A 21,637-nucleotide genomic window follows, 5' to 3' on the forward strand; every position below is an offset into this window, starting at 1 on the left:
GCTCCAGCGATTGTGCGCCTGATGAAGAGGGCAGCATGGATACTCCGACGATATGGGCCTCAGACAGCCTCTTAGAGGGGCCTAGCTAACGAATGCTAGGCCCCTCTGTTCAGTTGCTATCCTATTCTACAACCGTTTCAAGTTTAATTTCGGCGTTGAGGCTAGCGGCCACTGAACAGTATTTCTCGTGGCTCAGGTGCGCGGCCTTTTCCAGAGCTTCGGCGGCAATACCTTCCCCGCTGGCAATGTGGCGCACTGTGATGTGGGTGTAGCGCTTGGGGTTGGTCTCGGCCCGCTCACCCACGACCTCGACACGGTAACTGCTCAGGGGAGTGCGGCGTTTTTTCATAATCTCAACCACATCGTAAGCGGTGCAAGTCGCCAGCGCCCCCAGTAGGGCTTCCATGGGCGAAACCCCGATCTTGGTCGGGCTATTGTCGATCAGCAGCTGCTGGCCGTTTTCATTGACACCCACGTAGCGCTGGTCGCCGAGCCAGGTAATATTCATCGTCTTTTTCATGCTGCTCAGGCTAGCGCACACGCCGCCGCCTTCACAGCGCCCGGGCACCTTTCCCTGCTACCCTGACGGATACGGCTTCCGGTTGATTCGGTGCCATTCCGAATCAATCCGAGCGGACGCGAGGAGCAACAACAGACGCATTGGGCGCAATAGAGCGCAGTCCGTATGAGAGAATATAGTCGCCTTGACTGGCTCTATTAGTCTAGACAATATCAGTCGAAAGTTTTTTGAGGCGCTAACCTATCAAACGTAAGGAGTTAATATGTCTGCCATTAAATTTGAAAACCCTGATACCGGAGCCACCATCGAACTGAACAACCCTGAACTGGGAGAACTCGTCATTGACGACGAAACTGGCGTCGAGTACGAAGTGGTCAGCGTCGATCCCCCGCGTCTGGCGGCGGCCCCGCAGGAAGCGGAGGACTGGGGCGAGTAAGCCCTTTAGGGCGGTGCGGGGGCAAGGAGTGCCGCCTCTGCGCCGCTTTTCAGGTTTACCCCGGAATTGCTATGGCTGAACTGGCTGTGATTTATGACCGTATTCGCCCCGACGAGAAGATGCTCTTCGAGGCGCTCGACGAGCTGGGCGTGCCGTATGACAAGGTCTACGCGCCCCAGCTCAAAATTACTTTTGATGAAATCGGCGCGGCGCAGGTGCCCTGGAAGGTCGCCATCGAGCGGTGCGTCAGTCAGTCGCGTGGGCACGCGGTGACCCGTGCGCTTGAGGCTTTCGGTGTGCAGGTCGTCAACCCCAGCCACGTGATTGAGCTGTGCGGCGACAAGCTGGCGACCAACTCCCGGCTGCACGCTGCTGGACTGCCCACTCCGCGCACGAGTGTGGCGTTCGACGGTGAGGCGGCCCTTGAACTGATCGAGCAGATGGGCTACCCGGTGGTGCTCAAGCCCACGGTGGGGTCGTGGGGCCGCATGGTCAGCAAATTGAATGACCGTGACGCCGCCGAGGCCGTGATCGAGCACAAGGAAGTGCTGGGCGGGCCGCTGCACGGTGTGTTCTACATGCAGGAGCTGGTCGAGAAACCAGACCGCGACATCCGCGCCTTTGTGATTGGCGGCAAATGTATCGGGGCCATCTACCGCACTTCCGAACACTGGATTACCAACACGGCGCGTGGGGCCAAGGCCAGCCGCTGCGAGGTGACGCCCGAATTGGCCGACCTCGCCCAGCGTGCAGCCGCCGCAGTCGACGGGCAGATTGTCGCCATCGATTTGGTCGAGGACCCCAAACGCCAGAACGAATGGGGCGGTCTGGTCGTTATCGAGATTAACCACACCATGGAATTCAAGAACTCAGTGAGTACCACGGGGGTCAACATTCCCAGGCTGATGGGTGAGTACGCGCTTGGCCTGCTAAGCAAAGCCAAAGCCTGAGACTACGGGTGCCGCTCTGCTCAAGAGGGCAGCGCCTGTACCGCCAGCGTGACGCTTGCACCGTCGCCCCAAGCGGACTGACAAAGCTGCGAAGCAGAGCGGGTTTGGGCGCTTTTGCCTGACCCGCTTACTGTAGCTGGGAGCTATTTTGGCCTACTCGCTCCAGTCGGCTTTCATCCCCAACATGGGGCATTCAATCGCAATCGGAATAAAGCGTGGTTCGGTAGGTGGGCCGCTCCCAGTTGGTGAGCGGCCCGCTCTTTATCTATGAAGTATCTATGAAGTGCCTTCTTCCAGTCGCAACACATCCCCGAACGGAAAGCCCTCGTCTTCCAGGCCACCGGGCGGCACCACCCACAGGGTTGCCACGCGCGGCACTTCCTCTGGAAAGTCGCCGTATCCGTCGGTCAGGTAAATGAGCACGTCCGGTTCGTGTTCGGCGATCAGCTGAAAAATAGGCCGGAAATCGGTGCCGCCGCCGCCCTGTGGTTCGGGAATAGCGTCACCGGGCCGCAACTCGAAGGGCCCATACGCCTCGGTATCGGCGTAGTACAGCGTGGCCTTGACGTGTGGGTAAGCTCCCAGTACGCCCTGCACCTCACCGACCAGTGCCCGCACCGCGTCGTCGTCCACGCTGCCCGAAGTGTCGACCGCCACCAGCGCCCGGAGCGATTCGTCGTCCAGGGCTTCGAGGTACAGCCCCCGCCCCACGAAGCGGCGGTCGAAGCCGCCAAAGTCCACCGGAGTCCTTGCCAGAAAGCGCCACAGCTGCGCCCGCCAGTCGAGCCGCGCCGGGGCCAGCCGCTGCAACTCACGGTGCATGCCCAGCGGATCGTGGCCGTGTTCACCGCTCATGGCCTCCACGCTGCGGGCCTGGGCCATGGCCTGCTGCCAGTGCCGGGCGGCCTGCTTGCCCGGTTTGCCCCCCCTGGAGGGCGCGTCGCTGGGCGGGCCTTCCAGCAGATCGTCGCTGGCGTCGTCACCTGCGTTACTGTCGGCCTGAGCGTCAATGGCGGTATACACTTCCTCGGCGCTTAGGCGTTCCAGATGTTCGTCGCGTTGAAAACTTGGCGGCGTGGGCAAGCCTGCCGAGGCCACCATGCCGTTCACAATCAGGTCGGCGGCCCTGTTCCAGCGTTTTTTCTCGCGGGGGCCGCGCCGCTCGACGTGCGAAAGGGCCGCGTGGAGCACCTCGTGCAGCAGCAGGCTGTCAAGCACTTCCGGAGCCAGGCTGGCCGCCATTTCGGGATGGACATAGACCCGTTCACCGTCGGTTCCAGCCCCGACCACTTCACGCGACGGCACAAATTCGGCGTGTAGCAACAGGGTCGCAAAAAAGGCCGATTTGCCCCTCAACCGCAGCCGAGACCCCGAGATCATGTGCTGGAATTCGGGGGTGGGGGTTATCGGCGCAGACATGTGGCCTCAGCCGGGTTTTTTCCATACGCTATGGGCCACAGGCCACACGCCATCAGTGACCCTCCGTCAGGGCCAGGGTGCCCTGAACCAGTTCAGCCAGCTTAGGGTCGCGGCCCAGCAACCCCACCAGTTCACCCAGCTGCCCGATGGTCTGGAACTTGCTGACCAGCGTGGCGACGTAGAGCTGAAGCCATTCCGGGCCTGCGGCGCTACCAAGCCACTGGAAGGCGTGGTAAGCCTCGTCGGCGTTGGCTGCGCGGGCGGCCAGACCAACCACGGCGGCGTAGCGCACACTGGGTTCCTCGGGCAGCTTGAGGCCGGTGCCGTGTCCGCTCAGCACCTCACCCAGATCGGGCACCTGCTCGAATAGCCGCACGAACGCACTGAATTCGGTTCCAGCCGCCTCGCCAATGGCCGGAGAAGCGTCCAGCCCAGCGCGGTGCAACTGCGAGGCCATTTCCCAGGCACGCGGGCTGGGCCAGGCGGGCTGCGCCGGGTCGAGACGGTGCAGCAACTCGGGCCGGAAGGTCAGGAAGGCGATTACGTGTTCGTGCAGCCCGCGCCCCAGGGCGTAGCTGCGCCAGCTGTCGAAGTCCGGGCGCACGCTTAGGTGCAGAAAGCGGTTCGCCAGCGGCGCGGGCATGTCGAACACACTGGCGCGGTCCTCCTTGCGGTTTCCGGCGGCCCACACGAACCAGCCGTCTGGCAGCTCATAACTGCCCACCTTGCGGTCCAGGATCAATTGCTGTGCCATGCCCTGCATGGTGGGCGGGGCCATGTTCACCTCGTCTAGAAACAGGATGCCCTGACCACTGCGCGGCAAGAATTCTGGCGGATACCAGCGGCTCACTCCGCTGCCCTGCCCGTCGGCCTCGGGCACGGGTAGGCCGCGCAGGTCGGTGGGAGCCAGCTGCGAGAGTCGGACATCCACGAAAGCCAGGTTGTGCGCCCGGGCGATCTGAGCGACCACACTGCTTTTGCCGACGCCGGGCGGCCCCCAGATCATCGTGGCGATTTTAAGCTCACCGCGTACCAGGGCCGAAAGATAGGTTTCCAGTTCATTGGGGGTCAGGCTCACAGGCACTCCTTTATAAAGACACTTAGAGTATTTTGCCAAAAGAAAGATGGTGCTCTTTTGACCATCTTTTTGCCGAGTGGAAAGAGTGAACAAAAAAGAGCAGGACGGAGAATGAAGGGGGCGGCGGTATTTTTCCTACGCGCCCATAATTCGGAGAACTGCTCTAAGTTAAACGTACTCAGTTCCGGGTCTTTACATCAAATGAAGGGGACAGGCCCCCAGCACTATGGAGACCTGTCCTCCCTTCTGCCTGGGCAGTTTACAGCTTGCGCTCCGAGTCTTTCTGGTTCTTATCGCCCATATTGCCCGTAATGCGCTTAAGTTCGGCAGACCAGTCCACCGACTTTTCGGTGCTGTTCGCTGCAGTGTTCTGCGCCTGTCCGGCGGCGGCCTGGGCGGCGTCTTTGGCCTTGTCGGCTACGTCACTGGCAGTGTCCTTGGCCTTGTCAGCCACATTCGCAGCGGCGTCCTTGGCCGTATCAGCGGCGTTTTGCACAGCGGGCTTGGCAGCGGCGGCGGCGTCCTTCGCTTTATCGGCGACGTCGCTGGCCGCGTCTTTGGCTTTGTCGGCGGCGTCCTGTACGGCAGGTTTCACGGCAGCAGCCGCGTCCTTGGCCTTGTCGGCCACATTGCCTGCGACGTCCTTGGCTGCGTCGGTGGCATTTTCTACGGCGGGCTTAACGGCGGCGGCGGCATCTTTGGCTTTGTCAGCCACGTCGCCTGCCACGTCCTTGGCCTTGTCGGCTACTGCGGCAGCGCCACTCAGGGCGGCGTCTTTGACCTCACCGGCTTTATCGGCGATGGTGCTTCCAGCGGTGCTGGCGGCGTCCTTGGTCTTTTCCCACCCCTTGGTGACACTCTGAGTCACGTCATCGACCGAGTCCTTGAGGCCCAGTTCGGCCAGTTTGGCGTCAAGCGCCTTGCGGTTTTGCTCACGGCTGAAGTAGTACGCGCCCGCACCGATCAGGGCACCCAGCAGCAGCAGATGCTTAAAGGAAAAGTTACGCTCATCGCTATCATTATCGAACATGAGTGTAGACTAGTGCACCATTCTCATGAACAGATGAGGACGGCTTATGCCTGGGTTCACACCACTGGTGGCTCCGGGGTGTCCCGTTGGGTGTCTTTGCCGGGTACCCGCCCGCCGTATTCACCTGGCCCAGCATTCAAACAGCATTCACGTTGCCCGGCGCACTGCGCTTCCCCCCACCCAAACAGCTTCGTCGGGCTGGCCGTACTGCGCGGTCAGCCGTGACGGTCTGCCGGGCTGGCGCTGAGCACCCCGGATCAGGTTGTTGTCCGGGGCTAGTTGCCCGCGCTGGGCCAACACTCCGGTCAGGCAGGCGAACATGTTGCTGCTGGCGGCGTCTTCCAGAAATCCCTTGAGCGGCCCGAAAGCCCGGAAACACACGTCGGCGCGGCCCTGGTCGGCGGGGAGTGGCGCGGTGGTGTACAGGATCAGTCCGGTCGTATCGGTGGCCCGGCCCAGCTCGCTGATGGCCCCGGCCTCCGGCGTGAACTGTTCCAGCGCCTCCAGACTGGGCACTTCGATCAGTAGGTTGGGGCGTCCAGTGCCCGCAATATGGGCGGGGCCAGGGTCTGGTAGTTCCAGGGCCAGGGTCGGAAGTCGGGTGGGCTGCACACTGACCACGCCCTGCCCGAGCAGCCACTCGCCGCCGCACAGCTGGGCTGGGGTGGCCGGGTGGCTGCTGAGCACCTCGGTCATGTCAAGCAGGTGCGGCTGCCTATGCGTCAGCGCCGCCACGCTGGCCGAATCGCTTTCCCCTTTTTCGCGGGTGGGGGTAAAGACCCGTAAGCAGAGTCTGGTCAGGTCAGCGCTTTCGATAAACACGCTCAGGGGTGTGCCCGCCGCCGCCGCCGCCGCCTGAAGGTCTCCGTCAGCACTCCCGAAAACGGCGACCTGTTTGCCACCAGAGCCATGCCTTCCCTGAAAAACGTCGTAAATGGCCTCTGGTCGTGGTTGCGTCATGGCTCCTATTCGATCACGCTGGGCCACGCTTTGGCGCCCAGTTGCTCAGGCAAGGCTCTGGTTTGCCCCGCCCTAGCCTGCCTGAGCCTAGCTGGCTTCGGCTCCGGCGCTCATTTCAAGCATGTTGCGGATGTAACTCTTGACCATCATGCGGCGCACGGCGTTATGGACTGGAGCCAGAAAGCCCAGCGTAGCCAGCGCAATACTCTGCTCGGAAGTGCAGGTGAACACCACCTGGCCCCCTGGCTGCCACTCGATCAGAAAAGTTTCGCGCGAGCGCAGAACCTGTCCGCGCAGACTGCCCAGCGTAAATCCCCACAGGCGCGGCGCCTCGTGCTGCTCGGTGACGCGGCAGCCGACCAGCAGGGTCAGCGGGCCGATCCGCTGCTCGATCAGCACATTGCGGTTGACGACCGGTGGCCCCGCGCTGTGAAGTTGCAGGTTGTTCTGCCGGTGTGTGCGCCACGCCCACAGCGCCGACTGCGCTCTGAGAAAACAGGCTTCGCCCTCGCCCAGTACGGTGCTTTTGCTGATGCGTTGGGCCGGTTCGTCCGGCAGAACATCCAGCGGCAGCTCGGTCAGGGCGTGCAGGGTCACGCGGATGGTGGCCCCATCCACCGGCCCACGAACCAGTTGGCGGGGTTCAGTCTGCTCCAGCTCGGTTTCCAGATCGACCAGGGTGCGGCTGGTCACGGCCTGGTGGCGTCCCAGAACATTTCCTGAAGTGGTGACCTCCGGCTGGAAGCCCACAGCCGAGATTTCGAGGTCGGCGGGCAAGGCGTCGTAGAGCGCATTAATCAGGGCATCGACCACCGATTCGTCCAGGGTGGCCTGGAAGGGCCTGAAGCCTTGGGGAATCTCGAAGGCCTCTGGCATGGTCGTGGTTGCGGTTTCTGGCGGGGCCGCTCGCGCATGTTCAGGCTGTAGGTATTCAGAATCCGTGTGTTCAGACTTCGCCGTGATGCCCATTTCCTGCATAGGAACTTCGGCGGTCTGATCGTGCCTGGCCCCCAGCTCCGGGTCTCCCAGGTCCAGCTGCGCCGTCTGAAAGTCGTTCCAGGCGGGCAGCCTAGGCCCCAGGAGTCCCGAGGCCAGAATGGGAGGCGAGCGGTCTACCAGGGCGTGACCCGAATCCAGCAGGTGCTGAAGCGGGGTCGAGACGACCAGGCGGCGCGGCCAGGGCAGCTCTGGCGACGGCCCAACGGACCAGTCCGGGGCGGCACGTTTAGCCCGGCCAGCGTACTTTGGCATGGCCTGCTTAGTTTGACCTTCTTCTCCAGAAAAAGGAGACGACATATCGCCCACGCCAGCAGTATCCCATAAAGACCTACCCTAATCTCGGGATGCGGGTGGATGCCCCCATTGGACGTCATTTTCTGATGTCACGTCAGAATCCAATCAGACTCCTTGATGACCCAGAATCTGCCGAGGGCACAGAAGCCAAAAAGCTTGTCCAGAGCCCAGCTTTGCGCGGCGGGCCTCCAGACGGTTCACACCACGTGCAATACGAAATTGAGTTAGGCACGGGTGACTGTCTTATCGTTTGAAAACTATTTCTAGCTTTTGCTTGACATTTATCAGGCGAAGGTGCAAACTTCCTTTGAAGAATTATGACTGATACATCTGCCCCCCTGATTCCGGCCCACCGTTGGGCGATTATCGATTCGACCCTGCGTGAGGGCGAGCAGTTTGCCAAGGGGAACTTCAAAACGGGCGATAAGATCGAGATTGCGCGGGCGCTGGACGCCTTTGGAATTGAATTCATCGAAGTCACCACGCCGATGGTCAGCGAACAGACCCATGCCGATATCCTTAAGCTGACCAGTCTGGGGCTGAAAAGTAAGTTCCTGACCCATGTCCGGTGTCATCTCGACGACGTGCAGCGGGCCGTAGATACCGGTGTAGACGGCCTAGACCTGCTGTTCGGCACCAGCAGCTTTCTGCGCGAGTTCAGTCACGGCAAGAACATCGGACAGATCATCGATACCGCGCAACAGGTCATCGGCTGGATTCGGGACCACCACCCCGAGATGCAAATCCGTTTTTCCGCCGAGGACACTTTCCGCAGTGAGGAAGAGGACCTGATGGCGGTCTACGGGGCCGTCTCAGACATGGGCGTTCACCGCGTAGGGCTGGCCGATACCGTCGGTGTGGCTACGCCTAGACAGGTTTATACCCTTGTGCGCGAAGTTCGCAAGGTCATTCACGACGACTGCGGCATCGAGTTTCACGGGCACAACGACACCGGGTGCGCCGTGTCCAACGCCTATGAGGCCATCGAAGCTGGGGCCACCCACATCGACACGACCATTTTGGGCATCGGCGAGCGCAACGGGATTACGCCGCTGGGCGGTTTTCTGGCCCGGATGTTCACCTTCGACCCCCAGGGCCTCGTGGACAAGTACAGCCTCGAAATGCTGCCAGAACTTGACCGCATGATTGCCCGAATGGTGGGCCTGCCTATTCCCTGGAATAACTACCTGACCGGAGAATTCGCCTATAACCACAAGGCTGGAATGCACCTCAAGGCCATTTACCTCAACCCCGGCGCGTATGAGGCCATTCCCCCGGGTGTTTTTGGCGTGGGCCGCCGCATTCAGGCGGTCAGCAAGGTCACTGGCAAGCACGCTATTGCCCACAAGGCCCGTGAGCTGGGCCTGCACTACGGTGAAGACGCCCTGCGCCGCGTGACCGATCACATCAAGGCACTCGCCGAGCACAATGAACTTGACGATGACAACCTTGAAAAACTGCTGCGTGAATGGGTCAGCGCCTGATACGGACTGCGCTCCATTCCGCCCGCAGTGGGGGAGCGGGCAGGCCCCATACGGGTGCCGTTTTGCCCAAGACAGCGGGCAGGCCCCGTCACGGTTGCCGCTCTGCCCAAGAAGCCGTTTTGGTCAAGCGATTGACTCCAATACTGCCCGGTTCAGTCGGCAGTCCGGATGAGCCGAACTTCGCCTTCAAAAGCGAAAAAGCGACACCAGTCCTGTGGGTGCCGCTTTTTCTTTATCTGTACGTAGTAGAGGTCAACTCTCAGCTTGCCTTCACGGAATCTCCAGTTCTCCGCTCCAGCCTGGAGTCAAGTTCAGCAGCATTTGCAGCGGCGCTTCGCCGTGTTTCAGCAAGAAGGTTAGGAAATTCATCTCGCGTTCCTGTGGTACGCCATTGGGCAACAGATGTTTCTTTAGCCTGGTCAACTGCCCCGAGCGCTCGTTCTCTGCGCGGGCCAGGGCGCGGACAGCCAGATCCTGAAGGTGCGCTATACGAGCCGTGGTGCGCAGCCGAGTTTTTGCCGCCGCCCCCTCGAGCGTAGGGTCGAGGGCCGCCAGTTCGCCCGTGAGCGCTTGAAGTTGCTCCTGAATGGCCTGCAACCGCTCCGCCGAGACTGCTCCGGCCTGTCGCTCGGCGGCCAGGGCGCGGCCCAGTACGCCTTCCGGGTCGGCCTGCACCTGGGCCGCCGTGGTGCCCAGTCGCCGCACTATCCGGGTCACGTTGGGTTCCAGCCACGTCACACTCAGGCGCGGCCACAGCAGAGGCTGGTGCAGGCCGTGCAGCTCGTACACCTCACGCAGTTGCGCCCCGTACGCAATTTCTCCCGGCCCGACCACAAAGGCCAGAGTAGGCAATAGGGTGTCTTGTACCGCCGGGCGCAGGCCCGCTGCCGGAGTCAGGCGGCTCGGGTCGGCCTCCAGCAGGGCCAGCAGTTCGTCACGGCTGTACACACGGGTGCCAGATTCAAAGCGCTTCCCGTCAAAGCGCAGCAGGCGGCGCTGGCCGTCCTCTTCCTCGACAAACAGATTGGTCGCTCCCGCTGGGCGGCGCAGCTGCGGCTCGAATCCGGCGCGTTGCAGTCGGCTGGCTGCATCCTCGATCTTTTCCGACGAGGCCAGGGGGTGCTCGAGCTCCCGCCTAAGCGCCGGGGCCATCAGCCGGGCCAGAGCCGGGAACATCGGGTCAAGCACCAGCAGCCCGGCCCTGGCCAGCAGCCCATGAATCAGCCGGGCAAACACATCGGCGTAGGAGCCGCCGCCTGAAAGCGCCTGCTCAATGTGTTGACTGACCGCCGCCCGGTACTCTGCTGGGGCGTCGAATTCGGCTAGCACCTGCCTGATCTGCGCGGTCCATTCTTCTCGCCACGCGATTCGTCCGATAGGCTGGCCTTCAGGCACGTCCAGTACTAGGTGGTGCAGCCGTTCGCTCATGTCCAGCAGCGTGGTCGAGGCCACCTCCGCCGCATCGTGATCCTGACTGGCAATCCAGTAGACCGCGATTACCGGGGCCTCTTCACGGTCAAGCGAACGCGCCAGCAAGGCGGCGTCGGCGGCTTTATGCACGCTGTAAGCCGGGCCGGTCAGCACGCCTGCCTGTTGCCCGGTGACCACCACACGCGAAGCCGGGTGGGCCAGCCGGTCCAGCAGCGCCTGCGTTTCCGCCTCTAGTGTGCCTAGTGAGCGATGATAGTCCCGCAGGGCCTCAGCCAGTGCTGTGCGGTCGATCCCGGGCCGCGCTTCCGCCTGGGCCTGGGCCAGTCCCTGAGGGGGCAGACGTATAAATTCCGTCATCTCGCCCTGTTTGTATGCTGTTGCGATAGTCCGCGCCACGTTCAGCCTGCCTCCCTGAAAACTTCTGGTCCTAAATACAGCTTCAATACAGCGCTAGGTAAAATACACTGCAAAATACACCCTGGACGATATTTCAGCCGCTCAGTACATTACACCCAACCTTCCGGGTCAGGTAAGCATGATCAGCGCACCGGCTCACGGGCTGCCCGCAACAGACCGTCGTGGTCGGTCAGGATAATTCGGCGGTAGCCCAGGTCAAGCAGCCCCCGGTTGCGGAAATCGCCGAGCAGCTTGGTAATGGTTTCACGCGTACTTCCGACCACATGCGCCAAATCCTGATGTGACACCCTCTCGCGCAGCACCAAGCTACCGGTTTCGCCCCATTCGTCCTCACGCTCGGCCAGGGTCAGCAGGGCCAGAGCCAGCCGCTGGGAAACCTCAAGAAACACCAGTCCGGCCAGGCGCTCCTGAATCCCGCGTGTCTGCCGAGTAATCTGCTCGGTCAGGGCGACCCCCACCGCCGGGGCCAGCTGCGTCAGTCGGCTTAGGGCGTCGTGGCCCAGCACCAGCGCCTCGATGTCGTCCATCGCTTCGGCGTACATCCCGTAGCTTGCGCCGGGCACCAGCGCAGACACCCCCAGGAGCGCCCCCGGCCCGTGAACATCCAGGGTGACTTCACGGGCATTGGAACCCAGCCGGTAGAGCCTGACCGCGCCGCGCATCAGCACGTACAGCGCCTCCGCCGGGTCCTCGGGGTGAAACAGCAGTTCCCCTCTGGCCCAGTGCCCGGTCCGGCCAGCGGAGGTCAGGTGGCTCTGGGCATCGGGGGGTAACGTTTGAAAGGCGCCCGGAAACATAGGGGCAGTATGCCGCACCCGGAGACCCGGAGTATCCAGATAAACTGTCGGTCAGTTGCCCCCCGCCCCCGGCCGTCTCTATTGCCGCGCTCCGCTGGTCTAGAATGCCCACCAGCATGACTCAAGTCCGCCGACTGACCCTGTTCGACCTGCCTCTGGACGTGATTACGCTGGAGCAGACGCTAGGCCGCCTGGGAAGCTGGATGTTTGAGGCCCCCAGAACCTCACATACGGTCGTTACTCTCAACCCCGAATTCATTGTGCAGAGCCGCACTGAACCGGAGTTTGTCGCGGCCATGCAGGCCGCCGATCTGGTGACGGCAGACGGCGTCGGTATCGTGTACGCCGCCCGGCAGCTTGCCAGAGCCGAAGTGCCCCGCGCTCCCGGCTTCGATATCGCCACTGGCCTGATGCGCCAGCATGGCCCCAATCTGCGAGTTTACTTTCTGGGGGCCAAACCCGGAGTGGCTGAGCAGGCGGCGCAGAAGGCCGCCCAGGACTACGGCATTCAGGTGGCTGGCGTGCATCACGGTTATTTCAAGCAAGACGGGGACCGTGAAGTGGCCGAACTGGTACGCGACTCACAGGCTCATCTGCTGCTCACTGGCATGGGCGCGGGCCGCCAGGAAATCTTTAACCAGTACTGGCGCCAGGTGCTCAACACGCCGGTCTGTATCGGCTGTGGCGGCGTTATAGACGTGCTGGCCGGAACCGCGCAACTGGCCCCCGACTGGACCCGCAAGCTAGGCGTCGAATTTGTCTGGCGCATCGCCAGTGACCGTAAACGCTGGGGCCGCGCCCCCAAACTGGCCCAGTTCGTGGCGATGGTTCAGGCCGAAAAGCGTGCCCACGGACGGCCTTAGAGCATTGTGCAAAAGGGTGGTGCTTTCTTGACCATCTTTTTGCCGAGTGGAACGACCGGTTTGACTTGGGAGGGTCAACCTTTACCAGGAGTCGCCGCCCCCGGCAGGCGGCCAGTAACCTAGCGCCTGCCGCACGCTGACGATCTGCCCGAAGTGATGCGCGGTGTGCAGCGCCATATCCGCGAGCAACTCACCGATGGTTTCCTCGTGGTTCACTGGGTTGGACAGGTCGGGCCGCGCGGCGTGCGGGTCTATGCGGGCCAGCAGCTCATAAAACTCGTTCTTGATCTGGCTCCATTGCCCCGGCTGCACGCTCGGCCAGGTCTCGGCGGCGTGTCTGGGGTAGGGCTGGGCCGCGCCCATTTCGATAATCTCCAGCATCCAGCGGTTCCACCAGTTGATGTGAGCAACTAGTTCGGCCACGCTGTGCGGCAGTTGCCCGGCCCGGGCGGTCGCCTGCTCGTCGCTCAGGTCGCTGAGGGCGGCCTCGACTCCGACAAAAGCCTGTCCTCCACGAAACAGTCTGGGAAGTAGTCGGGCAAAAGCCAGCTGAGAACGGATACTCCGGTCGGCGTCAGTCATAGCCTCAGTCTGCCAGATGTTCAGCCCTGGCGCTCAGCCCACAGCGCGGCCCCGATCAGTCCGGCCTCTGCCCCCAGCGCGGCGTGAACCACTTGCGGCTGATACCGAGCCGGGAAAGCGGCGAGCGCCCCGTTCACGCGCTGTAGGTAGCCGGGCCGCAGCCCCACGCTGCCCCCTAACGCTACCCGCGTCACGCCTAGCAGAGCGGCTATATCCGCCACTTTCCAGGCAATTAAACTGGCCGAGTGGCGGTAAAGGGTCTCGGCGGCGGGGGTTCCGGCTTCGGCTAGGTCACACAGCTCGCGGGCCATTCCCGGCCCCTGCGTCAATCCCTGCGCTAAAGCCTGGGTGCCCAGCGCCGTACCGCTCGTCTCAAATTCCAGTGGCCCCAGCTTCAGCGTACCTTCCGGTGGCAACCCGAAGCCTGTTTGCCAGCGGGCAGGAACCGACACGAATCCCAGTTCCGCGTCCAGTCCGTTGGCCGCCAGGTGCAGGTGGTGGCCCAGAACCAGCCCGGCTCCTACGCCCGTACTGACGGTAATGAACATGAATTCGCTCGTGCCCTGGCCCGCTCCGGCTGCAAACTCGCCCCAGGCAGCGGCGCGGGCGTCGTTGAGCACCGTGCAGGGCAGGCCCAGGCCCTGGCCGAGCTGCTGCGCCAGCGCAATACCGTCCCAGCCGGGAAAGGTATGGGCCGCCGTGGCCGTCACGCTGCCGTTGGCCACCGCCCCGGCGCACGCTACGCCGACCGCACTCGCCTGGGCGGCGAAGGGCCGGGCCAGGGAAAGAGCGGTCTGAATCACGGCGTCCGGCAGCGCGGGGCGGGGCGTGGGCTGCTCTGCACGAATGGTTACTTTGCCGTTCTCGATCAGGGCTGCGCGGATGGTGGTTCCACCGATATCGAGGGCCAGCAGTCGCTTGGTCATAGGCCTTATTGTGGCGCACCAGAAAAAGCAGCCTCTCTTCCGGCTCCCGAAATTGCTACCCTGTACCCATGCAGCAGCGGGAAGTCATTTTCCAGACTGAATACAAGGGCTTCCACATCGAGATCGTGCGTGTGAGTGCTGTCCTGGACGCTCCGGGCCGCAAAATGAAGGTCGAGCGGCGCTTACAGGCGTTTATCGATCAGATGCCACTGAAATACGCTGAGAACGAGCGCCCCGGGCTGCAACAAGACCTACTGGAACTCGCGCAGGCCATCGCCGACCAGCTGCCCAGTAAGTCCCCTTCTGGCATTGCCCCTGAAACAGACCCTTCCCTGGACTGACCTTGGACTGAGGCTACCGGCGTGCGTTCCTGACCCTTGCCGAACCTTCACAGAAACTTTTGCCCATTGACGGAAGGCAATTCTGTAGATACTTCTATGGGGCCTATGGCCGCGTTGCTGGCAGACTGAACGGCTAAAGGAGAAGAGTCTGGCAGGCTGTGGCGCTGGCTCAGCTCCGCGAACGAGTGCACCAGGGCGCGGTAGCCGTTCAGAAACTGCGTGTATTCCTGCCGCGCAGAGTTCAGGCGGCTTTGCAGTTCCAGGTAGCGGTCGCTGAACTGCCGCTCTAATTCGCCGATTCGCTCGGCATGCTGCCGCTCACGCCCGAGCGTCAGGTCGTGCTGCTCGCGTTCCAGGTCGGTAAAGCGGGTGCGGAAGGCTACTTCCAGGGAAGCGACGCGGCCCTGGTGTTCCATTTCGAGCTGGGCCTTGCGAACCTCCTGGTTTTTCTGCATTTCCTGAATCTGATTTGTTGTCTGGGCCAGCAGCAGTTCGCTTTCCCGGATAGCATTTTCTTTCATGTCGTGCGCGATTCGCTCGGCAGCGACGATAACCCGGCGAATTTCTTCCTCCTGCTGGCGCTTTTCGTTCAGCTCGGTGCTCGCGGCGCTCAGTTGCTGCTGCAAGGTCTGCCGCTCGCGCAGTAACTCTTCTACCGTGTTGCCCAGTTCAGCTAGGTAGTGCTGCACGGCGACCCTGTCGTATCCGCTGACCTTGGTCGGAAAAGTCTGTTGAGTGATGTCTAGTGGCGTCAATTTCATGTAAAGAGGCTCCTTCCAACCCGTACAAGTGTAGCGCCCGCTGCAATTGCCAGGGGATAATCGTCGCTCATGCCCATGCTCAGTTCCGCCAGCCCCAGGTCGTGCGCCCGCCGGGCCGTAGCTTCAAACAGCTGCTGCGCCGCTTCCGGTTGACCATAGGGAGCCATGACCATCAGGCCGCGCACGTCCAGTCCGGTGGCCCTAACCTGCTGGAGCAGTTCGGCAAGTTTCTCAGGGGCGACGCCATGTTTCTGGGCTTCACCGTTATGCACCTGAAGCAAGGTAGCCGGTGCCTGCCCCCACTTCTCGGCGGCGGTAGCCACTGCTTGGGCCTGCCACAGTTCTTCGACCGTATGAATCAGCGTTACGTCCCGCAGATATTTGATCTTGTTGGCCTGGAGGGGGCCGATAAAGTGCCACTCGGCCCCTGGAAGCTCTATTTTTTTATCCCGCAGTTCCTGCCCCCGGTTTTCGGCCAGGGGAAAGGAGCCGTGTGCCAGGATTTTCTGGCGAATAGCTTCTGGGCTCTGGCCTTTACTAACCGCCACGAGCCGCACCTGTTCTGCTGGGCGTCCGGCGTCGGCGGCTGCCTGTTGTATTCCGGCCAAGACTTCAGAGAGGCTCATGTCGTGCCTGCCGAGTTACTGGTTTCTGGGAGAAGACACATGCCCTGTATTGTCGGGGGTAACGATCTGACGACTCAAGCGGGCAGGGGGTCATTGAATAAGATCAAGCAATAAATTCACACGTAAGTTTAGTCCTTAATCTTTTCACCTAATAGGGTCTTAGCTGCCCCGCTCGCCTGCTGAGCGGCGCACTCCGGCTGGCGGCCTTGTTGCGGGTAGGGAAAATGTCGTAAGGTCGTGGGACAAAGCAACTCAATTCTGGTTCACTGTGGAGGCGAACGTGGATAAGGTCTACGAAAATGCAACTGTGGCTCTGCGTGATGTGGTAGCCGACGGGCAGATGATCGCTGTGGGGGGGTTCGGGCTATGCGGGATGCCTGAGCAACTGATTACGGCGCTACGCGACTCCGGGGTCAAGGAGTTGACCGCCGTGTCGAATAATGCCGGGGTCGACGGTTTCGGCCTGGGTCTTTTGCTTCAGACCCGGCAGATCAAAAAGATGATCAGCAGTTATGTTGGTGAAAATAAGGAATTCGAGCGCCAGTACCTGTCCGGCGAACTTGAACTGGAATTTGCCCCCCAGGGCACTCTGGCCGAGCGGATGCGGGCGGGCGGCGCGGGAATTCCGGGCTTCTATACCAAAACGGGTGTGGGCACGGTGATCGCCGAGGGTAAAGAGCATAAGGAATTCGGTGGCCAGACCTACATTCTGGAGCGCGGCATCGTGGCCGATCTGAGTCTGGTCAAGGCCTGGAAAGCGGACCGCGCAGGCAATCTGGTGTACCGCAAGACCGCGCAAAATTTTAATCCCGTGGTGGCAAGTTGCGGCAAACTCACTGTGGCGGAAGTAGAGGAGATCGTGGAAGTGGGCGAACTCGACCCCGACCGTGTAGATACGCCGGGCATCTATGTTCACCGCGTCGTGCTGAATCCCAACCCCGAAAAACGTATCGAGAAAAAGACGGTGAGGAACTGATGGATAATTTGAGAGACCGAAATGCTCGCTTGCTGCTTTTGTCGCCCGTGACGCCCAGGAGGCTGTGATGCCCTGGGACCGTGAACAGATGGCCGCCCGCGCCGCGCAGGAACTGCAAGACGGGTATTACGTGAATCTGGGCATCGGCTTGCCTACGCTGGTCGCCAATCACATTCCGCAGGCGCTACAGGTGATGTTGCAGTCGGAAAACGGTCTGCTGGGCATCGGCCCCTTTCCAACGGAAGCGGAGATTGACGCCGATCTCATCAATGCCGGAAAGCAGACCGTCACGGCGTTGCCTGGGGCCAGCTTTTTCAGCAGTGCCGAGAGCTTTGCCATGATCCGGGGTGGCCATATCAATCTGGCGATTCTAGGAGCCATGCAGGTAAGCGAGCACGGCGACCTGGCCAATTGGATGATTCCGGGCAAGATGGTCAAGGGCATGGGCGGAGCGATGGACCTCGTGGCTGGTGTGCGGCGCGTGGTCGTTTTGATGGAGCACGTGGCAAAGGGTGATGAGCACAAGATTGTGCGTGAATGTACCTTGCCCCTGACTGGTCTGAAGGTGGTTGACCGGATCATCACTGATCTGGGTGTGCTGGACGTTACGCCCCAGGGATTGAAGCTGGTTGAACTCGCGCCAGGAGTGACGCTGGAAGAGATGCAGGCCAAAACTGGAGCAGAGATTCAGAACACCTGAAGTCGGTGTTGGGCGCTGTCCTGTCTGGGACGCCGTCGGGTTTATCCAGAGAGATTTCTGATCAAATCCTGGGTGCCGTTTTGACCAAGAGGGCACCGCCTATGCCTCTACCCCGAACAGGGTGAGTGGGCAAAAAGAAGCTCGCGGTTACAGTTCTGCGGATTCCAAGAAAGCGCCCGAATCCGCTTCACTTGCACCGAGAGCTTCTTACCGCGAAATCCGTGGCTTCCCCACTCGCCTCTGCTTGAATTGAATCCAAAGGGGAGTGGGCACGAATCTCTTAGTCAGGCCCGTTCCACTGCGGGCAGGGTCGCCACGCCCAGTTCAGCGAGTTGGGGCGCTTCGACCGGGGAGGGAGCTAGAGCCATCAGATCCGCGCCACGGTTATTCTTGGGGAAGGCGATCACTTCACGGATGCTGGCCGCGCCGCTCATCACCATGATGAGGCGGTCAAAGCCCCAGGCGATGCCGCCGTGCGGGGGCGTGCCGTACTCCAGAGCGTCCATGAAAAACCCGAACTTTTCACGGGCCTGCTCCTCGGTAAAGCCAATGGCCGCAAACATTCTGGTCTGAACCTCGGGGCTGTGAATACGGATGCTTCCGCCGCCGACCTCGAAGCCGTTCAGAACCAGGTCATATGCCTGTGCCCGGATTTCGCCTTGGCGCTCGGTGCCGAACAGCGCCACATCTTCCGGGTGCGGGGCGGTAAAGGGGTGGTGCATATAGGTCCAGGCGGCCCTGTCTTCATCGTATTCGAGCTGCGGAAAGTCCATGACCCACGAGATATGGAACTGAGGCCCGCCTGTGGTGAGGTCGAACAGGTCGCGCAGAGCGAGGCGCACCGCTCCCAGCGCCGTGACCGCCTTTTTCCATTCGCCCGCCGCAAAGAGCAGTGTTGCGCCCTGGGGCACGCCCGTCTGCTCAAGTAGTTGCGCCGCTACGGAGCCGACAAACTTGCTGATGCCGCCGCTAAAGCCCTCGCCGTCGCGCTTGAGCCAGGCCAGACCACCCGCGCCGTTTTGCTTGGCGACGCGCTCGAGTTCATCGATCTGTTTGCGGCTCAATTCTGGTGCTACCAGCACCTTGACCGCCTGCGCGGAAGCGAACGCTTTGAATTCACCGCCCCGGAACAGTTCGGTCACGTCTACGAACGCCGAATCAAAGCGCAGGTCAGGCTTGTCGGAACCGTAGCGGTCCATCGCGTCGAAGTAGCTTATGCGGGGAAAGGGGAGAGGCAGCTCCACGTTCAGCACTTTTTTGAAGACGTGCGCCATCAGGCGTTCCTGAACTTCCAGCACGTCATCCTGCTCGACAAAGCTCATTTCCATGTCGAGCTGCGTGAAATCGGGCTGGCGATCCGCCCGGAGATCCTCGTCACGGAAACAGCGGGCCAACTGGTAGTAGCGGTCATAGCCCGCAATCATCAGCAGTTGCTTGAACAGCTGGGGGCTTTGCGGCAGCGCGTAAAATTCGCCGGGATTCAGGCGCGAGGGCACCAGAAAGTCACGTGCGCCTTCCGGAGTGGACTTGGTCAACATTGGCGTCTCGACCTGAATAAACCCCTCGGTGTCGAGGAACTCGGTAATGGCCGCCACCGCCCTGGAACGCAGCATCAGCGCCCTTTGCATCTCCGGGCGGCGCAGGTCCAGATAGCGGTACTTGAGGCGGATGTCCTCGGCCACGCTCTCTCCCTTGTCCAGCTCGAAGGGAGGCGTCTTGGCGGTATTCAGCACCTTGACGCGGCTGGCGATCACTTCGTAGTCGGCCAGTCCGCCTTTGCGCTGGCTCTCGGGGCGCAGCTGAAACTGACCTTCAATTTCGGCCACGTACTCAGCGCGGAGTTGGTCAGCCTCAGCAAAAGCGGCGCTCTCCGGCTCGACTTGCACCTGAATAATGCCGGAGCGGTCGCGCAGCTCCAGAAAAATGAGGCCCCCCAGGTCGCGGCGGCGATTGACCCAGCCTTGTAGAGTGACGATCTGGTTTTCATGTTCGGTATTGAGGTGGCCAATCAGGGCAGTGCGTTTCATCAGGCTGCATTATGCCGCCTGAGCTGGGAAGTGAGCAGAGAACAGAGCGGCCAGCCCGCCAGCGGCACAGTAAGTAGCTGGCGGGTGTAGAAGGCAGGCCATAGAAGGCAGGCCATAGAAGGCAGGCCATAGAAGGCAGGCCATAGAAGGCAGGCCATAGAAGGCAGCCCAGAGGCTCTTTGAAGCTCGGCCAAAGGGAGAGGCCCGCCGTGTCGCTGGGCCGGAATCCAGAGTGCGCCCCATCAGGCCGACGCCGCGCAAGCCTTAGCCCTAAGCACTGTTGTTCCGGGCGGTGACGGCCCAGTTGGTCAACCCCGAAGCGGGCCAAGCCTTCTGGTTATTCCTGGTAAAACTGGTTATTCCTGGTCAAAAGGTGGCGAGCGGCGGGTTCATGGTCCCGCCGCTCGCCTAACGCGGTTAAGCGGTAGGGCGCGTCTACTCAGAGGCGGGAAAGGGCGATGAAATCATCAAGCTCCGCCGTCTCAACCACTTTCTGCTCTCCAGTCTGCATATTTTTCAGGCTCAGCGTACCATTCGCGGCTTCTTCCGAACCGATCAACCCTGCCCACACCGCCCCGCGTCGCTCGGCGTCCTTGAAGGCGCTGCCCGGTTTCATGGCACGGTAGGCAAACTCAGCGCGAATGCCCGCCTGGGCTTTGCGGGCCAGCGTCGCGGCGTAGGGTACGTTTTCCTCGTCTAGGGCCGCCAGGTACAGCAGCGGGCCTCGGGGCTCAGGCAGGCTAACCCCCTCTGCTTCTAGCGCCAGCAGCAGCCGCTCAATGCCGAAGGCCCAGCCGATGCCCGGCACCACCGATCCGCCCAGTTGCTCGGCCAGGCCGTCGTACCGTCCACCCCCGCCCAGGGCCGACTTGGCCCCCACACCCCCGTGATGCAGTTCCCACGCGGTGCGGCGGTAATAGTCCAGCCCGCGCACGATGCTGGGATCCACGTCGAAGTCGATGTTCCAGGCCTTCAAATACCCCTGCACCTGCCCGAAATGGGTGGCCGCCTCTGTACCCAGAAAATCCAGCATAGGCCGCACCTTCAGCTCGGTCAGCAGGTGCTGATCCTCGGCACTCTTGCTGTCCAGAATTCGCATTGGGTTGCGGGTCAGGCGCTCCTTGCTGTCATCCGAAAGGCGCTCCAGGTGCGGGGTAAACAGGTCAAGTAGGTAGGCATTGTACGCCTCACGGTCGTCCGGATCACCAATAGAACCGAGCTTAACCCACACATTTTTCAGTCCCAGTTCACGCACCACGTCGACCATCAGCGCCACCGCTTCGGCGTCTACGAGGGCGTCAGCGCTGCCCAGCACCTCATAATCGACCTGATGAAACTGGCGCAGACGGCCTTTTTGCACGTTCTCGGCGCGGAACATTGGCCCGTGTGTCCAGAGTTTCAGCGGAGCGGGCAACTGTTTAAGGCCGTTTTGCAAGTAGGCCCGCACGATGCCCGCCGTGCCCTCGGGGCGCAGAATGAAGCCGCCGTGATCCCCGAAGTAGTAGACCGTGAACATTTCTTTGCGGACAATATCGGTGCTGCCGCCCACGCCGCGCTTGACAAGGTCGGCTTCTTCAAAGAGGGGCGTGCTGATGAACTGTGCCCCGGCCCGCTCCAGCACACGCTGCGCCGTTTCGGTCACGTGACGAAAGGCCGACGCCCTGATGTCTGTACTGAGTTTCGGGCTGCCGTCCGGCAGGTGGTCCTGAGTGCCCTTGGGCCGCTGAATCGCCATAATGTCTCCGAGTCTAGTACGAAAGAAATAGGCAAGAGGCCGCCTCCGACTGGAAGCGGCCCCCAAACCAGAGCGCGGCTTGATAAGGATTTTATCCAATGCCCCCCTACCCGGAACCTGACCGGGTACGGGTTCACCTCCCAAAAATCCTTATCTGCTGGTACTCACTGCTGAACGGCTTTTGCAAACCATTGAGCCGTAGTCCGTAGAGTTAAGTACACTGCGTTTATCTTGTAGATAAACCGCGCGGAGCGCGTAGCAGAAGAAAGTACGTTGGAGCGGGAA

The 21,637-nt window shown here is 61.6% G+C and carries 21 protein-coding genes; 7 read left to right on the top strand and 14 right to left on the bottom strand.

Annotated elements, in window-relative coordinates; genetic code table 11:
* Positions 1-121: 121 nt before the first annotated feature.
* Positions 122-520 (bottom strand): OsmC family protein, encoded by a 399-nt coding sequence (locus tag QZ269_RS06970; protein ID WP_291425715.1) that lies wholly within the window; start codon positions 518-520, stop codon positions 122-124.
* A 262-nt stretch (positions 521-782) separates the two neighbouring features.
* On the opposite strand from QZ269_RS06970, the gene lysW reads away from it, so the two are divergent.
* Positions 783-956, top strand: a complete 174-nt coding sequence (lysW, locus tag QZ269_RS06975) for a lysine biosynthesis protein LysW (protein WP_291425717.1) — start codon at positions 783-785, stop codon at positions 954-956.
* Between the two features lie 71 nt (positions 957-1,027).
* Positions 1,028-1,906, top strand: a complete 879-nt coding sequence (gene lysX / locus QZ269_RS06980) for a lysine biosynthesis protein LysX (protein ID WP_291425719.1) — start codon at positions 1,028-1,030, stop codon at positions 1,904-1,906.
* Between the two features lie 276 nt (positions 1,907-2,182).
* On the opposite strand, the gene QZ269_RS06985 is transcribed toward lysX, so the two are convergent.
* The 5 genes from QZ269_RS06985 to QZ269_RS07005 all read right to left on the bottom strand — a co-directional run bounded on the left by QZ269_RS06985 (position 2,183) and on the right by QZ269_RS07005 (position 7,644).
* Positions 2,183-3,325: a VWA-like domain-containing protein gene (locus QZ269_RS06985; protein WP_291425721.1), complete on the bottom strand. Its 1,143-nt coding sequence runs from the start codon at positions 3,323-3,325 to the stop codon at positions 2,183-2,185.
* A 52-nt stretch (positions 3,326-3,377) separates the two neighbouring features.
* Positions 3,378-4,403, bottom strand: a complete 1,026-nt coding sequence (locus QZ269_RS06990) for a MoxR family ATPase (protein ID WP_291425723.1) — start codon at positions 4,401-4,403, stop codon at positions 3,378-3,380.
* A 259-nt stretch (positions 4,404-4,662) separates the two neighbouring features.
* Complete coding sequence (locus tag QZ269_RS06995) at positions 4,663-5,433, bottom strand: desiccation-associated late embryogenesis abundant protein (protein ID WP_291425725.1); 771 nt, start codon at positions 5,431-5,433, stop codon at positions 4,663-4,665.
* Between the two features lie 147 nt (positions 5,434-5,580).
* On the bottom strand, positions 5,581-6,393 hold the full coding sequence (locus tag QZ269_RS07000; protein ID WP_291425727.1) for a PhzF family phenazine biosynthesis protein: 813 nt from the start codon (positions 6,391-6,393) through the stop codon (positions 5,581-5,583).
* 87 nt (positions 6,394-6,480) lie between these two features.
* The gene (locus QZ269_RS07005; protein WP_291425729.1) at positions 6,481-7,644 is read right to left on the bottom strand and encodes a DUF1990 family protein; all 1,164 of its coding nucleotides are present in this window, start codon (positions 7,642-7,644) and stop codon (positions 6,481-6,483) included.
* A gap of 359 nt (positions 7,645-8,003) precedes the next feature.
* Between QZ269_RS07005 and lysS the strand changes: the two genes are divergently transcribed.
* Positions 8,004-9,170, top strand: a complete 1,167-nt coding sequence (gene lysS / locus QZ269_RS07010; RefSeq protein ID WP_291425731.1) for a homocitrate synthase — start codon at positions 8,004-8,006, stop codon at positions 9,168-9,170.
* Between the two features lie 270 nt (positions 9,171-9,440).
* Here the strand turns inward: lysS and bshC are convergent, their stop codons facing one another.
* Entirely contained in the window at positions 9,441-10,958 is a 1,518-nt protein-coding gene (gene bshC, locus QZ269_RS07015; protein WP_291425733.1) for a bacillithiol biosynthesis cysteine-adding enzyme BshC, read from the bottom strand.
* A 182-nt stretch (positions 10,959-11,140) separates the two neighbouring features.
* Entirely contained in the window at positions 11,141-11,815 is a 675-nt protein-coding gene (locus tag QZ269_RS07020) for a Crp/Fnr family transcriptional regulator (RefSeq protein WP_291425735.1), read from the bottom strand.
* Between the two features lie 116 nt (positions 11,816-11,931).
* On the opposite strand from QZ269_RS07020, the gene QZ269_RS07025 reads away from it, so the two are divergent.
* A complete protein-coding gene (locus QZ269_RS07025) occupies positions 11,932-12,678 on the top strand; it encodes a WecB/TagA/CpsF family glycosyltransferase (protein ID WP_291425737.1) in 747 nt (248 codons plus the stop codon).
* 81 nt (positions 12,679-12,759) lie between these two features.
* Here QZ269_RS07025 and QZ269_RS07030 read toward each other — a convergent pair whose 3' ends face one another.
* Positions 12,760-13,260, bottom strand: coding sequence for a DinB family protein (locus QZ269_RS07030; RefSeq protein ID WP_291425740.1), 501 nt, complete (start codon positions 13,258-13,260; stop codon positions 12,760-12,762).
* Positions 13,261-13,280: 20 nt separating this feature from the next.
* Positions 13,281-14,186 carry an ROK family protein gene (locus tag QZ269_RS07035; protein ID WP_291425742.1) on the bottom strand — a complete coding sequence of 302 codons (906 nt, stop codon included), beginning with the start codon at positions 14,184-14,186 and terminating at the stop codon, positions 13,281-13,283.
* Positions 14,187-14,254: 68 nt separating this feature from the next.
* On the opposite strand from QZ269_RS07035, the gene QZ269_RS07040 reads away from it, so the two are divergent.
* A complete protein-coding gene (locus tag QZ269_RS07040) occupies positions 14,255-14,527 on the top strand; it encodes a hypothetical protein (protein ID WP_291425744.1) in 273 nt (90 codons plus the stop codon).
* Between the two features lie 47 nt (positions 14,528-14,574).
* Here the strand turns inward: QZ269_RS07040 and QZ269_RS07045 are convergent, their stop codons facing one another.
* Together QZ269_RS07045 and QZ269_RS07050 are read right to left on the bottom strand one after the other, a co-directional pair.
* A complete protein-coding gene (locus QZ269_RS07045) occupies positions 14,575-15,288 on the bottom strand; it encodes a DivIVA domain-containing protein (RefSeq protein WP_291425746.1) in 714 nt (237 codons plus the stop codon).
* Complete coding sequence (locus QZ269_RS07050) at positions 15,285-15,914, bottom strand: YggS family pyridoxal phosphate-dependent enzyme (protein WP_291425748.1); 630 nt, start codon at positions 15,912-15,914, stop codon at positions 15,285-15,287. The genes QZ269_RS07045 and QZ269_RS07050 overlap by 4 nt, the downstream gene beginning before the upstream one ends.
* A 280-nt stretch (positions 15,915-16,194) precedes the next feature.
* Between QZ269_RS07050 and QZ269_RS07055 the strand changes: the two genes are divergently transcribed.
* Positions 16,195-16,890 carry a CoA transferase subunit A gene (locus QZ269_RS07055; RefSeq protein ID WP_291425750.1) on the top strand — a complete coding sequence of 232 codons (696 nt, stop codon included), beginning with the start codon at positions 16,195-16,197 and terminating at the stop codon, positions 16,888-16,890.
* A 67-nt stretch (positions 16,891-16,957) separates the two neighbouring features.
* Positions 16,958-17,590 carry a CoA transferase subunit B gene (locus tag QZ269_RS07060; RefSeq protein ID WP_291425756.1) on the top strand — a complete coding sequence of 211 codons (633 nt, stop codon included), beginning with the start codon at positions 16,958-16,960 and terminating at the stop codon, positions 17,588-17,590.
* Between the two features lie 284 nt (positions 17,591-17,874).
* Here the strand turns inward: QZ269_RS07060 and aspS are convergent, their stop codons facing one another.
* Positions 17,875-19,617 carry an aspartate--tRNA ligase gene (gene aspS / locus QZ269_RS07065; protein ID WP_291425752.1) on the bottom strand — a complete coding sequence of 581 codons (1,743 nt, stop codon included), beginning with the start codon at positions 19,615-19,617 and terminating at the stop codon, positions 17,875-17,877.
* 439 nt (positions 19,618-20,056) lie between these two features.
* Positions 20,057-21,352 (bottom strand): histidine--tRNA ligase, encoded by a 1,296-nt coding sequence (gene hisS, locus QZ269_RS07070; protein WP_291425754.1) that lies wholly within the window; start codon positions 21,350-21,352, stop codon positions 20,057-20,059.
* Between the last annotated feature and the right edge of the window lie 285 nt (positions 21,353-21,637).

Origin of the sequence: Deinococcus sp. (genome assembly GCF_018260405.1) — a bacterium.
Classification (GTDB): domain Bacteria; phylum Deinococcota; class Deinococci; order Deinococcales; family Deinococcaceae; genus Deinococcus.

What these genes read in the sequence shown, in the direction of transcription:
- bshC (WP_291425733.1), bottom strand. Translation starts at nt 10,958, where the DNA reads ATGACGGAATTTATACGTCTGCCCCCTCAGGGACTGGCCCAGGCCCAG.
- lysS (WP_291425731.1), top strand. Translation starts at nt 8,004, where the DNA reads ATGACTGATACATCTGCCCCCCTGATTCCGGCCCACCGTTGGGCGATT.
- QZ269_RS07020 (WP_291425735.1), bottom strand. Translation starts at nt 11,815, where the DNA reads ATGTTTCCGGGCGCCTTTCAAACGTTACCCCCCGATGCCCAGAGCCAC.
- QZ269_RS07005 (WP_291425729.1), bottom strand. Translation starts at nt 7,644, where the DNA reads ATGCCAAAGTACGCTGGCCGGGCTAAACGTGCCGCCCCGGACTGGTCC.
- QZ269_RS06970 (WP_291425715.1), bottom strand. Translation starts at nt 520, where the DNA reads ATGAAAAAGACGATGAATATTACCTGGCTCGGCGACCAGCGCTACGTG.
- QZ269_RS07025 (WP_291425737.1), top strand. Translation starts at nt 11,932, where the DNA reads ATGACTCAAGTCCGCCGACTGACCCTGTTCGACCTGCCTCTGGACGTG.
- QZ269_RS06985 (WP_291425721.1), bottom strand. Translation starts at nt 3,325, where the DNA reads ATGTCTGCGCCGATAACCCCCACCCCCGAATTCCAGCACATGATCTCG.
- hisS (WP_291425754.1), bottom strand. Translation starts at nt 21,352, where the DNA reads ATGGCGATTCAGCGGCCCAAGGGCACTCAGGACCACCTGCCGGACGGC.
- QZ269_RS07060 (WP_291425756.1), top strand. Translation starts at nt 16,958, where the DNA reads ATGCCCTGGGACCGTGAACAGATGGCCGCCCGCGCCGCGCAGGAACTG.
- QZ269_RS07000 (WP_291425727.1), bottom strand. Translation starts at nt 6,393, where the DNA reads ATGACGCAACCACGACCAGAGGCCATTTACGACGTTTTTCAGGGAAGG.
- QZ269_RS07030 (WP_291425740.1), bottom strand. Translation starts at nt 13,260, where the DNA reads ATGACTGACGCCGACCGGAGTATCCGTTCTCAGCTGGCTTTTGCCCGA.
- lysW (WP_291425717.1), top strand. Translation starts at nt 783, where the DNA reads ATGTCTGCCATTAAATTTGAAAACCCTGATACCGGAGCCACCATCGAA.
- QZ269_RS07035 (WP_291425742.1), bottom strand. Translation starts at nt 14,186, where the DNA reads ATGACCAAGCGACTGCTGGCCCTCGATATCGGTGGAACCACCATCCGC.
- QZ269_RS06995 (WP_291425725.1), bottom strand. Translation starts at nt 5,433, where the DNA reads ATGTTCGATAATGATAGCGATGAGCGTAACTTTTCCTTTAAGCATCTG.
- QZ269_RS07040 (WP_291425744.1), top strand. Translation starts at nt 14,255, where the DNA reads ATGCAGCAGCGGGAAGTCATTTTCCAGACTGAATACAAGGGCTTCCAC.
- aspS (WP_291425752.1), bottom strand. Translation starts at nt 19,617, where the DNA reads ATGAAACGCACTGCCCTGATTGGCCACCTCAATACCGAACATGAAAAC.
- QZ269_RS07050 (WP_291425748.1), bottom strand. Translation starts at nt 15,914, where the DNA reads ATGAGCCTCTCTGAAGTCTTGGCCGGAATACAACAGGCAGCCGCCGAC.
- lysX (WP_291425719.1), top strand. Translation starts at nt 1,028, where the DNA reads ATGGCTGAACTGGCTGTGATTTATGACCGTATTCGCCCCGACGAGAAG.
- QZ269_RS07045 (WP_291425746.1), bottom strand. Translation starts at nt 15,288, where the DNA reads ATGAAATTGACGCCACTAGACATCACTCAACAGACTTTTCCGACCAAG.